The 14,102-nt window shown below is 73.5% G+C and carries 9 protein-coding genes; 4 read left to right on the top strand and 5 right to left on the bottom strand.

Features of this window, described 5'->3' with window-relative positions:
• Positions 1 to 36 precede the first annotated feature (36 nt).
• Entirely contained in the window at positions 37 to 2,262 is a 2,226-nt protein-coding gene (locus O7602_RS21825; protein ID WP_281584480.1) for an MMPL family transporter, read from the top strand.
• Positions 2,263 to 2,305: 43 nt separating this feature from the next.
• Here the strand turns inward: O7602_RS21825 and O7602_RS21820 are convergent, their stop codons facing one another.
• A complete protein-coding gene (locus O7602_RS21820) occupies positions 2,306 to 3,178 on the bottom strand; it encodes an endo alpha-1,4 polygalactosaminidase (RefSeq protein WP_281584479.1) in 873 nt (290 codons plus the stop codon).
• Between the two features lie 78 nt (positions 3,179 to 3,256).
• Positions 3,257 to 4,600: a CAP domain-containing protein gene (locus O7602_RS21815; protein WP_281584478.1), complete on the bottom strand. Its 1,344-nt coding sequence runs from the start codon at positions 4,598 to 4,600 to the stop codon at positions 3,257 to 3,259.
• Positions 4,601 to 4,959: 359 nt separating this feature from the next.
• Here O7602_RS21815 and O7602_RS21810 point away from each other — a divergent pair, with 359 nt between their 5' ends.
• The 3 genes from O7602_RS21810 (at position 4,960) to O7602_RS21800 (ending at position 9,671) form a co-directional block, all read left to right on the top strand.
• A complete protein-coding gene (locus O7602_RS21810; RefSeq protein WP_107156252.1) occupies positions 4,960 to 5,154 on the top strand; it encodes a hypothetical protein in 195 nt (64 codons plus the stop codon).
• A gap of 300 nt (positions 5,155 to 5,454) precedes the next feature.
• Positions 5,455 to 9,054 carry a chromosome segregation protein SMC gene (smc, locus tag O7602_RS21805; RefSeq protein ID WP_281584477.1) on the top strand — a complete coding sequence of 1,200 codons (3,600 nt, stop codon included), beginning with the start codon at positions 5,455 to 5,457 and terminating at the stop codon, positions 9,052 to 9,054.
• On the top strand, positions 9,051 to 9,671 hold the full coding sequence (locus tag O7602_RS21800) for an HAD-IA family hydrolase (protein WP_281584476.1): 621 nt from the start codon (positions 9,051 to 9,053) through the stop codon (positions 9,669 to 9,671). The genes smc and O7602_RS21800 overlap by 4 nt, the downstream gene beginning before the upstream one ends.
• Before the next feature lie 15 nt (positions 9,672 to 9,686).
• Here O7602_RS21800 and O7602_RS21795 read toward each other — a convergent pair whose 3' ends face one another.
• Genes O7602_RS21795 through O7602_RS21785 form a run of 3 tightly spaced genes read right to left on the bottom strand, consistent with a single transcriptional unit; the run spans position 9,687 to position 14,016 of the window.
• On the bottom strand, positions 9,687 to 11,078 hold the full coding sequence (locus O7602_RS21795; RefSeq protein ID WP_281584475.1) for an extracellular solute-binding protein: 1,392 nt from the start codon (positions 11,076 to 11,078) through the stop codon (positions 9,687 to 9,689).
• A complete protein-coding gene (locus O7602_RS21790) occupies positions 11,078 to 13,636 on the bottom strand; it encodes a caspase family protein (RefSeq protein WP_281584474.1) in 2,559 nt (852 codons plus the stop codon). The genes O7602_RS21795 and O7602_RS21790 overlap by 1 nt, the downstream gene beginning before the upstream one ends.
• Positions 13,633 to 14,016, bottom strand: a complete 384-nt coding sequence (locus tag O7602_RS21785) for a hypothetical protein (RefSeq protein WP_281584473.1) — start codon at positions 14,014 to 14,016, stop codon at positions 13,633 to 13,635. Before O7602_RS21785 ends, O7602_RS21790 begins: the two co-directional genes overlap by 4 nt.
• Positions 14,017 to 14,102: the final 86 nt, after the last annotated feature.

The raw sequence follows: 14,102 nt of genomic DNA, 5'->3' as shown, positions 1-14,102 counted from the left end.
CGGCACGGGGCCGACGGCTGAAGGGGGACCCCGGATATGGGCAGGCGACCGGTGACCGTGCGGTTGGCGCGGTGGAGTGCGGAGCATCCCTGGCGGGCCATCGCGCTGTGGGTGGTGTTCGTCGCGGTGTGCTTCGTCGGCGGCAGCGCCGCCGGGCTGAGGGAGGCCAGCAACGCGGACCAGGCGATCGGTGAGTTCGGGCGGGCCGAGCTGATCGTCGACAGTGGCGACTTCCACCACCAGGCCACCGAGAACGTGCTGATCACCGCCCGGTCGGGGACGCTCGACCCGGCCGCCGCGAAGGCCGTCGCGCAGGACGCGGCGGATCGGTTGCGGCAGGTCGAGGGCGTGGCCTCGGTGGGTACGCCGGTGTCGTCGCGGGACGGGACCGCGCTGTTGCTGCCGATCACCATGTCCGGCGACCCGGAGACCGCCGCGGACCGGGTGCAGCCGCTGCGGGACGCCACCGCGACGGTGCAGCAGGCCCACCCCGAGCTGCGGGTGGAGGAGGTCGGAGGCCCGTCCATCGACAAGGCGCTCGACGAGACCCTCGGCAACGACTTCAAGCGGGCCGAGCTGCTCAGCCTGCCGGTGACGCTCGCGATCCTGATCATCGCGTTCGGGGCGCTGATCGCCGCCGGCGTGCCGGTGCTCCTCGCGCTCTCCTCGGTGGCCGCCGCGATGGGCCTCTCCACGCTCGCCTCACACCTGGTGCCGGCCACCGACACCACGGCAAGCGTCATCCTGCTGATCGGCATGGCGGTCGGCGTGGACTACTCGCTGTTCTACGTGCGGCGTGAGCGTGAGGAACGGGCCAAGGGCCGGTCCGGCCTGGATGCGGTGGAGATCGCGGCGGAGACCTCCGGGCACGCCGTGGTGGTCTCCGGCACCGCCGTGATCATCTCGATGGGCGGTCTGCTGCTCGCCCAGGACGCGATCTTCTCGTCGCTCGCCGTCGGCTCGATCCTGGTGGTCGCGGTGGCGGTGATCGGCTCGCTGACCGTACTGCCGGCGTTGCTGGCGAAGCTGGGCCGCTGGGTCGACCGGCCCCGGGTGCCGTTGCTGTGGCGGCTCACCGCCGCGCGCGGCGGCCGGCCCGGGCAGCCCGCCCGCCCCCGGTTCTGGCCGGCCGTGCTCCGGCCCGCGCTGCGCGCTCCGGTGGCCACCCTGGTGATCTCGGTCGGGCTGCTGCTCGCCCTGGCCGCGCCCGCGCTCGGCATGAAGCTCAAGTTCCCCGGCACCGAGGACGTGCCGCGCACCACGGCGGCCATGCAGGCGTACGACCGGCTCGCCGCGGCCTTCCCGAGCAACGGTGGCACCAGCCACACGGTGGCCGTGCGGGCCCCCGCCGACCAGGCCGACCGGGTGCGGGCCGCGCTCACCGGCCTGGCCGGCCGGGCCGCCGCCGACCCGCTCTTCGCGCCGGCCGAGGGGGACGGCCCGGAGATCCAGGTGTCGGACGACCGGCGGGTGTCGGTGCTGGAGATGGCCACCCCGTACGCCAGCCGCTCGGACGAGGCGTCCCGGTCCCTGCACGAACTGCGCGACGACCTGGTCCCGGCCGCGCTCGGGAGCATCCCGGGCGTGGAGTACGCGGTCGGCGGCGGGGTGGCCGCCAGCGAGGACTACGCCGACCACATCTGGGCGAAGCTGCCGGTGGTCGCGGCGTTCGTGCTGGCGTTGACGTTCCTGGTGATGGCGTGGACGTTCCGGTCGGTGGTGGTGGCGCTCACCTCGATCCTGCTGAACCTGCTCTCCGCCGGCGCCGCGTACGGGCTGCTGGTGCTGGTGTTCCAGAGCCACTGGGCGGAGGGGCTGCTCGGGTTCACCTCGATGGACGCGATCGTCGCCTGGCTGCCGCTGTTCCTGTTCGTGGTGCTGTTCGGGCTCTCCATGGACTACCACGTCTTCGTGGTCAGCCGGATCCGCGAGGCGGTCGACCGGGGCGTGCCCAACCGGGACGCGGTGGCGTACGGCATCACGTCCTCGGCCGGCGTGGTCACGAGCGCGGCCATCGTGATGGTCGGGGTCTTCTCGATCTTCGCCACGCTCAGCATGATCGACTTCAAGCAGCTCGGCATCGGCCTGGCGGCGGCGATCCTGCTGGACGCCACGATCATCCGGGCGGTGGTGCTGCCCTCGGTGATGACCCTGCTCGGCGACGCGAACTGGTGGGCGCCGCGCTTCCTGCGCCGCCGCTCGACCACCCCGCCGCCCGAGCCGCCCCCCGCCCCGGCGCCGGAGCTGGTCGCCGTCCCCTGACCGTGGGGGGCCGGGCCGTCGGCGGTCCGGCCCCCACCCGGCCTCACGGCAGCGGGCAGGGTTCCCGCCAGGCGTCCAGCCGCCGGTCCTTGCGGATCGAGGCGAAGCCGTAGCCGACCGTGGTGACGCAGAACGCGGCCGGCTCGCCCGCGTACTCGACGTGGAAGACCGGCTTGTGGGCGTCGGCGAACGGCAGCAGCTTCGCGCACACGCGGCGGCGTACGCACTCCTGGTTGACCCCGAAGTCGAAGTCGGGAGCCAGCGCGGCCACCTGCGCCACGTCGTCGACCAGGCCGGGGGAGAGGTCGAACTGCCGGGCCAGCCCGGCCAGCCGGCGGTTGAACAACAGTTGCTCGTCGAAGCCCAGCGGGAAGCCGGAGCGGTACCGATAGCCGTCCACGTCGGACAACGCCGCCGCGCCGAAGCCCTTGCCCCGGCAGAGCCGGAACCGGTCGGCAAGCACCGGCGCCAGCAAGTCCCAGCGCCGGACGTCGAGCCACCGGCTCCCCGGTCGGCCCGGCACCGCCGCGCCGCGCACCGCGGCCGGGAAACGGGCGGCATCGGGGTCGCCGGTCGCGGACGTGCCGGCCCGGACGAGACAGACCAGCCGACGGCCGCGGGCGCGGAGCGAGGCGGTCTCTGCGGAGGTGGTCCGGACCGGATCGAGCAGGAAGACGTCGGCGTCGACCGCGACGTCCACCGGACCGGTGAGCTGCCACTGCCACTTCCAGCGGGTCGACAACGCGGTCGGCCAAGAGGTGGGCGCACCGGGCGGCACGGTGACCTGCTTTCCGCAGGCGGGCATCGGGGCGACGAGCAGCGCGGTCAACGCCAGCGCCACGCCCCGGCGCGGCCCGCGTCGGCGGACGCGGGCCGGCCGGGAACGCGGCACGGCGTACGCCGGCCGGATCCGCATCGACCGCTCCCCGGACGCGGGCGGCCCGACGCCGCCCCCGACCGGTCAACGAGCGCCGGCCCGGTCACGACGCGCCGGTCAGCGGGGCGTGCCGAAGTCCTGCGTCCAGTACGGCCCGTTGCTGCGCGCCACGCCCACCCCGATCTGGGTGAAACCGCAGTTCAGGATGTTGGCCCGGTGCCCCTCGGAGTTCATCCAGGCGTCCATCACCGAGGCCGGGCTCTGCTGGTTCCAGGCGACGTTCTCGCCGTACGCCCGCCAGGCGTAACCGACCCGGTCGAGCCGCTGGCCGACGTTGCTGCCGTCGCTGCCGTCGTGCGTCATCTTCTTGTGGTCGGCCTGGTCCTGGCTGTGCCGCTGGGCGGCGAGCGTCAGCTTGGTGTCGACGCTCAGCGCCTTGCATCCGGCCTTGGCCCGCTCCTGGTTCACCAGGTCGACGACCTGCTGAAGCTCGGCGCTGAGCCCGCCCGAGGAGGAGGTGGTCCGCGCGGCGGTGCTGCTCGGCGTGCTGTCCCGCTCGCGCTGCCGCGACGGGGCGGTGGTCCGGCTCGGCTTCGGCGCGATCTTCTTCGTCGGGCTCGGCTTCGGCTTGACGGTGGTCGGCACGGCCGACGGGCTGGCCGATTCGGGGACGAGCGCGTCGGCGGGGGGCGCGCTCCCGGTCTGCTCCGGTCCGTCCGGGGCGACGGCCAGCGGCGCGTCGGCGGCGGTGCGTTCGGCCGGACCGTCGCCACCGGGCAGCAGCACGGCACCCACTCCCAGGCTCACCGCGAGGGTCGCCACGGCGGCGGCCCCGCCGATCACGAGCGGACGGGACAGCCTCCGCTTCTGGCGGTGCCGGCTGTCGTCGACGGGGACGTCGGTCGCCGGCTGCCAGGCTGCCTCGGGCCGGTCCCAGCCGCCGGTCGGCTGCTCCTCGCCGTTCCAGCGGTCCCGCCCCGGCTGCCCGGCGCCGACCGGCTCGAACGGCGCCGGGTGGCCGTACGCCGGTTGCCCGGCGCCGTATCCGGGCTGGGCGTGGCCGTATCCGGCCTGCGCGGCGTCGTACCCCGGCTGCGCGGCGTCGTATCCGGTCTGCGCGGCGTCGTACCCCGACTGCGGGTGGCCGTGTCCCGGCCACGCGGCGGTCCGGTCGTGGTCCGGCCACGCTTCGGTCGGGCGGGCGTCGGGCGCCGGGCCGTAGCCGTACCCGCCGGTGTCGGCGTACCGACCGGTGTCGCCGTGTCCGCCGGTGTCGCCGTACCGGCCGGGCCGGGGAGCGGGCGGGTGGGCCGGCTCGTCCCCGAAGAGGTACGACGACTGCGGCTCGGGCCGGCCGGTGGGCCACGCCGGACCGTTGTCGGTCGGGGACGGCTCGGGGCGCCGGGAGGCGTCGTCCGGGTCGATCGGGTCGGTCCAGCGGTACACGCCTGTCCCCTCCACGGGTCGGTGGTAAGCCCGGGTGACGCTACGGGCGCGGTCGAAGCTGCGGCAACGTGGCTAAGAAAGAGTTAAGGCGAAGCAGACGGAAGGGTGAGGTGATCGGGTAATCCCGGGCGTACAGTGAAGGCGTCCGGACAGAGCGTGTCCGTGCCCTTGTGGCAGCCCCCCGACGAGTGGCCCGGCCGACGTGGAGATGATCTACGGCCTGCGTCAACTTGACGAACGAGGGGGGTTCGGCTCAATATGTAGGTGTCGCCAGTCGCGCCCAGCCACGCCCTGATATCCCGGGAATGGCAGCCGCGAACATCATGGGCGCGCGTTGGCCGGCCTTTCCGGCAGCGCATATCGAGGAGTTCAGCATGGCGAAGGCCCTCTACGGCCACGTAGGTGCAGCGTCCGACCGGCGTCTGCTCGACGAGGTCACCCGACTGCGTGCCAGGGTTCAGGCACTGGAGTTCGAGATCACGCGTCTGCGCGCCGAGAACGATCGGCTCGCGGCGGCAGCGGCGGAGGCCGACGACCTCCTCCGTCTCGCCGAGCCCGCGCTGACCTGAGTTCCGGTCGCCGGAAAACTGAATCGCACCACACCGAAAAGCGCGCCGACACTTCAGTGCCGGCGCGCAGCCATGTGCGTACCCGTTCTGCCGCCGACCGCAATTATCGATCTTGTCGGCGGCCCCGGGAATTGCGCCCGGAATTGTGATCTTGCGATTTCGGCAAGCGACGGCGGCGGTGCGCGACGCAGGCCGGGTGGGTCGCGTGCCGCCGGGGTCCCGGTCCCGGGTTAGTCTGCGGGTTCACCAGGTCCGCGCAGCCGGCGACGGTACGGCGGCCACCGGACGAGGATCGAGAAGGTGCATCTCAAGAGCCTGACGGTCAAGGGCTTCAAGTCCTTCGCCTCCGCCACGACGCTGAAGCTGGAGCCCGGGATCACCTGCGTGGTGGGCCCGAACGGCTCCGGCAAGTCGAACGTCGTCGACGCCATCGCCTGGGTGCTCGGCGAGCAGGGCGCCAAGGCGCTGCGCGGCGGCAAGATGGAGGACGTCATCTTCGCCGGCACCGCCGGGCGGGCGCCGCTGGGCCGGGCCGAGGTCACCCTCACCATCGACAACACCGACGGCGCGCTGCCGATCGAGTACACCGAGGTCTCCATCACCCGCCGGATGTTCCGCTCCGGCGAGAGCGAGTACGAGATCAACGGCGACTCCTGCCGCCTGCTCGACATCCAAGAGCTGCTCTCCGACTCGGGCATCGGCCGGGAGATGCACATCATCGTCGGGCAGGGCCGGCTCGACGGCATGCTGCACGCCAAGCCGGAGGACCGGCGGTCGTTCATCGAGGAGGCGGCGGGCGTCCTGAAGCACCGCAAGCGCAAGGAGAAGGCGCTGCGGAAACTCGACGCGATGCAGGTCAACCTCAATCGCCTCACCGACCTGACCGCCGAGCTGCGCCGCCAGCTCAAGCCGCTGGGCCGGCAGGCCGAGGTGGCCCGGCGCGCCGCCGCCATCCAGGCCAACCTGCGCGACGCCCGGCTCCGGCTGCTCGCCGACGACCTGCACACGCTGCGGACCACGTTGGACAAGGAGATCGCCGACGAGACCGCGCTGCGCGACCGGCGCGAGCAGATCGAAGGTGAGCACGGCGAGGACCAGGGTCGCCTCGGCGAGTTGGAGGCGGCCCTGGCCGAGGACGCGCCGCTGCTCGCGGCGGCGCAGGACACCTGGTACCGCCTCTCCGCGTTGCAGGAACGGTTCCGCTCCATCGAGCAGCTCGCCCGCGAGCGGCTGCGCCACCTCAGCGCCACCGGCGACGACGAACGCCCCGGCCGTGACCCCGAGCAGTTGGAGGCGGAGTCGCGGCGGGTCCGCGAGCAGGAGGAGGAACTGCGCGCCGCGCTCACCGAGGACCAGGTCCGGCTCGCCGAGGCGGTCGAGCACCGGCAGGAGCTGGAACGGCAGCTCGCCGCCGCGGAGCGGGAGCTGGTGACGGCCGCCAAGGCCATCGCCGACCGGCGCGAAGGGCTGGCCCGGCTGACCGGCCAGGTCAACTCCGCCCGGGCCCGCACCACGAGCGCGGGCGAGGAGATCGAACGGCTCGCCGCCGCGCACACCGACGCACTCGGTCGCGCCGACAAGGCGCAGGCCGACCTGGACGCGGTGGCCGAGCAGTCCACCGAGGCCGACCGGGACAACGCCGACCTGGACGCCCGGCACGCCGAGGCGGTGGCCGTGCACGAGCAGGCCCAGGCGGCGGTACGCAGCCTGACCGACGGCGAGCGCGCCGCCGAGAAGGACGCCGCCACCTGGAAGGCCCGCGAGGAGGCGCTCGCCATGGGCCTGCGCCGCAAGGACGGCGCGGGCGCGCTGCTGTCCCGCGCCGACCAGGTGCCCGGCCTGCTCGGCAGCCTCGCCGGTCTGCTCACCGTCGCCCCCGGCGACGAGGCGGCACTCGCCGCCGCGTTGGGCGGGCTCGCCGACGCGGTGGCGGTCACCGGCGTGGACGAGGCGGTCGAGGCGATGCGACTGCTCAAGATCACCGATGCCGGGCGGGCCGGGCTGCTTGTCGGCAGCCCCGCCGGGCCGGGCATGGACGGTTCCGCCGACGCGCTGCGACCGAAGCTGCCGGAGAGCGCCCGGTGGGCGCCGGACCTGGTGGAGTGCGCCGCCGATATCCGTCCCGCCGTGCACCGCGCGCTGCGCGACGTGGCGCTCGTCGACGATCTCGCCGCCGCGGCCGAGCTGGTCGCCGTGAACCCGGAACTGCGCGCCGTCACCCCGGACGGTGACGTGGTCGGTGCGTACGCGGCGGCCGGCGGATCGACCAGGGCGCCCAGCTTCATCGAGGTGCAGGCCGCGGTCGAGGAGGCCCGGACCAACCGGGCCACCGCCGAGCACGCCGCCGCCGAGCTGCGCGAGCAACTGGCCGAGGCACGGGCCGAGGTGACGAGTGCCAAGGAGGCGGTGCAGCACGCCGCCGCCGCCAAGCGGGAGGCCGAGAGCCACCGCAACGCCGCCGCCCGCCGCCTCGCCGAACTGGGCGCGGCGGCCCGGTCGGCCCGGGCGGAGACCGACCGGCTCGGCGAGTCCCGGGCCCGCGCCGAGGCGGCCCGGGCCCGTGACCTGGAGGCGCTCGCCGAGTTGGAGGAACGGCTGCGGCTGGCCGAGGTCACCCCGATCGACGCCGAACCGTCCACCGAGGAACGCGACCAGCTCGCCGCCATGGTGCCGCCGGCCCGGCAGAACGAGATGGAGGTCCGGCTCGCGGTGCGTACCGCCGAGGAACGGGTGGCGTCGATCGCCGGCCGGGCCGACTCGCTGGCCCGGCAGGCGACCGCGGAGCGGGCCGCGCGGGAACGCGCGGCGGCCCGGCGCGCGGCCCGCACCCGCGGCGCCCAGATCGCGCGCGCCGTGGTCGGCGGCGCCCGGGAGGCGCTCACCCGGCTCACCGTCTCGATCGCCCGGGCCGAGGAGCACCGCGACGCGGTGGCCCGCGAGCGCGCCGCCCGCGAGGCCGAGCTGTCCGAGGTACGCGGCGCGGCCAAGCGACTCGCCGCCGAGCTGGAACGGCTCACCAGCCAGGTCCACCGGGACGAGGTGGCCCGCGCCGAGCAGCGGCTGCGCATCGAGCAGTTGGAGGCCAAGGCCGCCGAGGACTTCGGCCTGGACGTGGCCACGCTCGTCGCCGAGTACGGCCCGGACCAGCTCGTCCCGCCCACCGACGCGGACGTCGCGCTCGCCGAGTCCGACGGCCGTCCGGTGCCCGAGCCGGTCCGCTACGAACGGCCGGTGCAGGAGAAGCGGGCCGCCAAGGCGGAGCGGGAGCTGGCCCTGCTCGGCAAGGTGAACCCGCTCGCGCTCGAGGAGTTCGCCGCGCTTGAGGAGCGCTTCAAGTTCCTCTCCGAGCAGTTGGAAGACCTGAAGGCCACCCGGCGGGACCTGCTCACCGTGGTCAAGGACGTGGACGAGCGGATCCTGGAGGTCTTCGCCAGCGCGTTCGAGGACACGGCGCGGGAGTTCGAGCAGGTCTTCACCGTGCTCTTTCCCGGCGGGGAGGGCCGGCTCGTGCTCACCGAACCGGAGGACCTGCTCACCACAGGCGTCGAGGTCGAGGCCCGGCCGCCGGGCAAGAAGATCAAGCGGCTCTCGCTGCTCTCCGGCGGCGAGCGGTCGCTGACCGCGGTGGCCATGCTGGTGGCGATCTTCCGCGCCCGGCCCAGCCCGTTCTACATCATGGACGAGGTGGAGGCGGCGCTCGACGACGTGAACCTGGGCCGCCTGATCACCCTGCTGGCACAGTTGCGGGAGAAGAGCCAGCTGATCGTGATCACGCACCAGAAGCGGACCATGGAGATCGCCGACGCGCTCTACGGCGTGACCATGCGCAGCGGCGTCACGCAGGTGATCAGCCAGCGGCTCAACCGGGCCGAGGACGACGGGCAGGAGACAGACGAGTGAGTCGGGAACGCGCCACGGCGCTCCTGGTGGACTTCGACGGCGTGCTGCGCCGCTGGGACCCGGCGGTGGCCGCCGGCGTCGAGCGGGAGTACGGGTTGACCGAGGGCGTCCTCGGTGAGATCGCGATGTCCTGGGGGCTGCTCCAGCCGGTGCTCGTCGGGCAGATGAGCCACGCCGCGTGGATGGCGAGCGTGGCCGACGCGCTGACCCCGTCGGTCGGCGACCCGGCCCGGGCCCGCGCCGCGGTCGACCAGTGGCAGCGCTACCGCGGCGAGGTCGACCCGGACGTGCTCGCGTTCGTCCGTGAGGCGCGGGCCGCCGGCATCCGGGTCGGGCTGGGCACCAACGCCACCGACCTGCTCGACGCCGACCTGGCCGGGCTGGGCCTGACCGACGAGCTGGACGTGGTGGTCAACTCCTCCGCCGTCGGCGTGCACAAGCCGGCGAAGGAATACTTCCAGGTCGCCTGCGCGGCGCTCGACACCCCGCCGGCCCGGGTGCTCTTCGTCGACGACGAGGACCGCGCGGTGGCCGGCGCCCGCGTCGCCGGCCTCTCCGCACACCGGTGGAGCGGGCCGGCCGACCTGCGCTATCTGCGGGCCGCGCTGGCGTACTGAGCCGGTGGCCGCGCCTCAGTCCGGGGCGGGGCTGGGCGGCGTTTTGCCGTGCAGGGCGTCGGTGAGTCGTTGGGCCAGGTCGTCCGGGAGGCTGCCTTTCCCGTCGAGCACCGTTCCGACATAGCCGCGCAGCACCCGGCTGAAGTTGACGTACTGCGGCGAGACCGGCCGGAGCCGGGCGGTCTTGATCGCTTCCAGCAACAGCGGAAGGTACGGGTACTCGTTCTGGATGTCCACGTCCTCGTAGACGACGGCCCGGGTCGCGGCGAAGCCGCCCTTCTCGAAGAGCGTCCGCTGGCTCTGCTCCCCGGTGAGATATTCGATCAGCAACTGGGCCGCCCGGGGCTGTCCGGTCTGCCGGGCGATCGCCAGGTTCTGGCCACCCAGCACGCTCGGCCCGGGCAGGGCCGCGACGCCGACCTTCTTCGCCGCCTCCGTCATCGCCGTCGTGTCCTTCGAGGCGGCCGGCGACGGTCCCGACGTCGCGTCGTCACCTGTCAACCTGCGGTACGCGACCGGCCAGTTGCGCATGAACGCGACATGCCCGTCCGCGAACGTCTGCCGGCTCTGTTCCTCGGTCTGCTGCCCGCGCTCCTCGCCGAACGCCACGGACGGCCCGGCGTCGGACGGGGTGAGCGGCTTCAGCGCGGCGGCCAGCCGCTTGGGGTCGATCGAGGCGTTCCCCTGGTCGTCGACGCGCAGGTCGCCGCCGTGCGCCCAGAGGGCCTCCAACGCGTTGACGGTCAACCCCTCGTAGTCGCCGAGCTGGCCGGCGTAGCCGGCGGTGAGCCCGGGCGTCCTCGGGAGCAGCCGGGCCGACTCGGCCTCGATCTCCGGCCAGTCGAACGGGGGTTTCAGCCCGAGGTCCTTGCGGTAGTAGAGCAGCCCGGCGTCGGTGTTGAACGGCAACGCCCACAGCCGGTCCCGGTAGCGGCAGGTGCGCAGCGGCTGCTTGAGGAACACCTCGTCCGGCCGGTCGGCCAGCCCGCCCTCGTCGATCGGGCGCAGGAGGTCCTTCTCGGCGAACGCCGCGGTCCAGGTGACGTCGAGATTGAACACGTCGATTTCCGTGCCGTCGTCCTTCCCGTTCTTCTCGCCACGGTTGACCATCTCGGCGTACTGGGCGTCCGCCGTCTCGGACAGGGAGATCATCTTGGCCTGGTTGCCGGGGTTCGCCGTGTTCCAGAGGTCGATGAGGAACTGCCGCTGCTGGCCCTCGCTGTCGTCTCGACCGGTGAGGATCAGCAGGTCACCCGGCTCCGGGCTCCTGGGCCCGGCGACCCGCCAGACCAGGACGGACGTCAGCGCGGCCACCAGCGCGCCGCTCATCAACCCGAGCCCGAACGCCCACCACCAGCGTCGCCGGTCGTTCCGTGGCGTCGAGCCGGTGCTCGGCGTCCGTGGCATCAGTCCACTCCCTTCCACAGCGCGATGAACAACCCGTCAAGCGTCGCGTCGAGGCGGTCGGTCCGGGTGTCGTAGCAGTCCCCGCCGGTGCCCTGCGCGAGGCGGTCGAGCGGCGAGCGGGCGCAGGTCGCGTCCGCCACCGCGAGGACGTAGAGCCGCACGCCGGAGAGTTCCGCCAGGGTGGGCGCTCGCTGTCCGCTGGTGTCCCTGCCGTCGGTGACCACCACGAGCGCGCGCAACGCCTCGCCGCCGCCGTCCCGGAGTTGGGCCGCACCCTGCTGGATGGCCCGGTGCAGCGGGGTGTCGCCGGCGGGCCGGATCCGCGCGACCTCGGCACCCAGGCTGCCGGCGCCCGCAGCCTTCTTCGGACCGATCGGCACGATCTGCCGGGCGTTGGCGGCCACGGTGGAGAAGGTCAGGAGGCCGAACTCGTCCCGTTCGCCGACCCGCTCCAGCGACCGTTCGACCCCGTCCACGGCCACCCGGAACCGGCTGCGGCGTCGGTCCTCGCTCGGCTCGCGCATCGAGCCGGACGCGTCCAGCGCGACAAGCACTCGCCCCGGCCGGTGCGCGCGCCGGTAGACCTCCCGCACCCGGTCCTGCTCGCCGGCGTTGAGCTCGCTCAGGTCCCGAACCTTGCCGAAGGGCCAGTCGAACATCGCGCCGTGGGTGCGGTCCAGGGGCGTGTTGGCGGACACGCCCAGCGGACGCAGGCCGACCCGGAGCAGCGCCTGTTGGCCCTCCTCCTCGTCGGACAGCCACCGGGCGAAGCTCGACGCCCCGGCCCGGACGGCGGGGCTCTGCACCGCGTCCGGCCAGTGGAGCCGGGTGACCGTGCGGAAGAGCACGTGTGAGTCGGACGGATAGAACGCCTGCAACCGTTCGGGCGCCGGCGGCGTCTGCTGGGCCGGGCAACCGGCGCCCAACGGCCGGCCCTGGTTGTAGCGCACCAGATCCTGCTCGGTGAGGATCACGGCCGGTGCGTCGACCCCCGCGGTGGCGACCGGGGCGGCCACCGCCCGGATTCGCTGCCGGCAGAGCACGGCCAGGTCGTCACCGATCGGGTACGCGCCGGAGTCCAGCGCCCGGTCCACCCACAGTTCGACGTCCTGCCGGGCCGCCGACGGGGACGCCAGCTTCCGCTCACCGCCGTAGAGCGCGTGGGTGGCCAGGCGGGCGGGTGCCGACACGGCCGGATCTCCGCGTACCACGCCGCTGCCACCGGCGAAGCGGTGGAACAGCTCCGACCAGGTTCTACCCATCCGGCGATCGCCGTCGACGGCGCCACCGGCAGCGACCTGAGCCTGCGGTACGCCGAGCACCACCGGCGACGCGGCGATCTCGTCGGTGTCCTCGATCAGGTTCGCATCGACCTGACCCAGCCGGTCCACGTCGTTCTTCGATTCCGGCAGCCACAGGTCCGGGTGCGGCCCGACGTCCTCAAGGTAGGAGTGACCCGGCTGGCCGGGCGGGGTCCAGTTGGCGCCGACGCCGGCCCGCACGTCGTCGGCCGCCGCGGGATAGAGGTAGAGCCGGGCCAGCGGGCAGCCCCGGTGCTGCCGTGCCGACCACTGCTCGAACGCGTCCGCCACCTCACGGTAGGAATCGAGGCTCGTGGCCGAGGTGGCCACCCGTACCATCGGCGGTTGGAAGCAGCCGGCTTCGGCGGCCCCGACCGGGCCGGCGTGGCCGACGGCGCCGCAGAGGAGCGCCCAGAGCGCGAGGGCCGGCACCACGAGCCGGCGTGGCAGCGAGCCGCGGCGGCCCGTCACCACGGCGGCCAGGCGTGCGAGCAGCCCGGGTCGGCGGCCCGGCGGTGGGGGCGGCGGCACCCGACCCGCCCACGCCACCCGGATCACCCCCTCCTTCCGGTAGACCGAGAGCGTGGGCCGCTGCCGGGTGCGCGCCTCAGCGACCCGGTCGGTGACGTACTGGTGCAGTTCGTCGGTGTCGATGACCCCGTCGCCGTTGCGGTCGGCCCGGCCGGTGCGCAGCCCCTCGACCACCGCCCGGGTGAACACGCCCTGCCCGTCCCGCTCGAAGCTGAGCTCGGTGCCCGCGCAGGCAGTGATCACCACGTGGCCGCGCGCCTGAAACGGCACGGTCAGGTCGGTGGCGCGTGCGCCCCGGGCGCGTGCGTCGTGGGCGAAGGCGCCGCTGTAGCAGCAGTCGAGCAGCACGACGATCTGCTTCGCCCGGCTGTCCGCCATCTGGTGCCGGATGTCGGCGGCCGACAACGCGGTCGCCCGGATCAGGTGGCTGTCGTGTTCCGAGTCGCGTGCGGCGAAGAACAGGTCACCGCGGGCGTCCTTCAGCCCGTGCGCCGAGACGTGCAGGAGCAGCAGGTCGTCGGGCTTGGCTTTGTGGAAGAAGACGGCGACGGCCCGGCCGATGTCGTGGACGGTGCGGTTACGTGACACGCGAACGTCGTCGAAGGCGCCGATGGCCGCGTTCTCCAGCACCTCGCGGAGGGAGTCCGCGTCCGCCACGGCGCCGGGGAGGGAAGCGAAGTGAGGATCCGTGTACGCCTCGTTCGCGATGATCAGCGCGCGTCTCATCGTTCCGGTGGGAACACCCGGTCGATGAACGCCGCGATCAGCCGGCGCTGCTCGTCGGGGGTGGCGTTCTCCAGGACCAGCTCGTTGTCGCCGATGCGCACCTCGACCCGGCCGCGACCGCGCCGCCGCTGCCAGTCCCCGACGACACGGAGCACTTCGACGACGAGGTCCGCCTGGGCGGTCAGGGCGGCGAGCAGCGTGCCCAGCTCGACGAGTTCGCCGCCCCGGGCGCCGTCCGGCGCGACCGCGGTCGACGTCGCCGGGTGGACCGAACTGACGCCGTCGAGCTGGTGCAACTCCCGGTGCAGGCGGCGGGTGGCTTCCTCGGTCGAGTCGTTGTCGTCGTCGAAGGTGACGAACCGACTCACCACTGTGTCCATTAATCGAAGATTATCAGCCGCCCGCCAACCGGCGGTGACCTTGCGTGCACAGTGGTGGGTACGCGCCGACCTGGCGGTCCGTGGTC

This window comes from Micromonospora sp. WMMD1128, assembly GCF_027497235.1.
Classification (GTDB): domain Bacteria; phylum Actinomycetota; class Actinomycetes; order Mycobacteriales; family Micromonosporaceae; genus Micromonospora.
The sequence above is the reverse complement of the archived record's forward strand: the minus strand, read 5'-3'. Positions and strand labels throughout refer to the sequence as shown.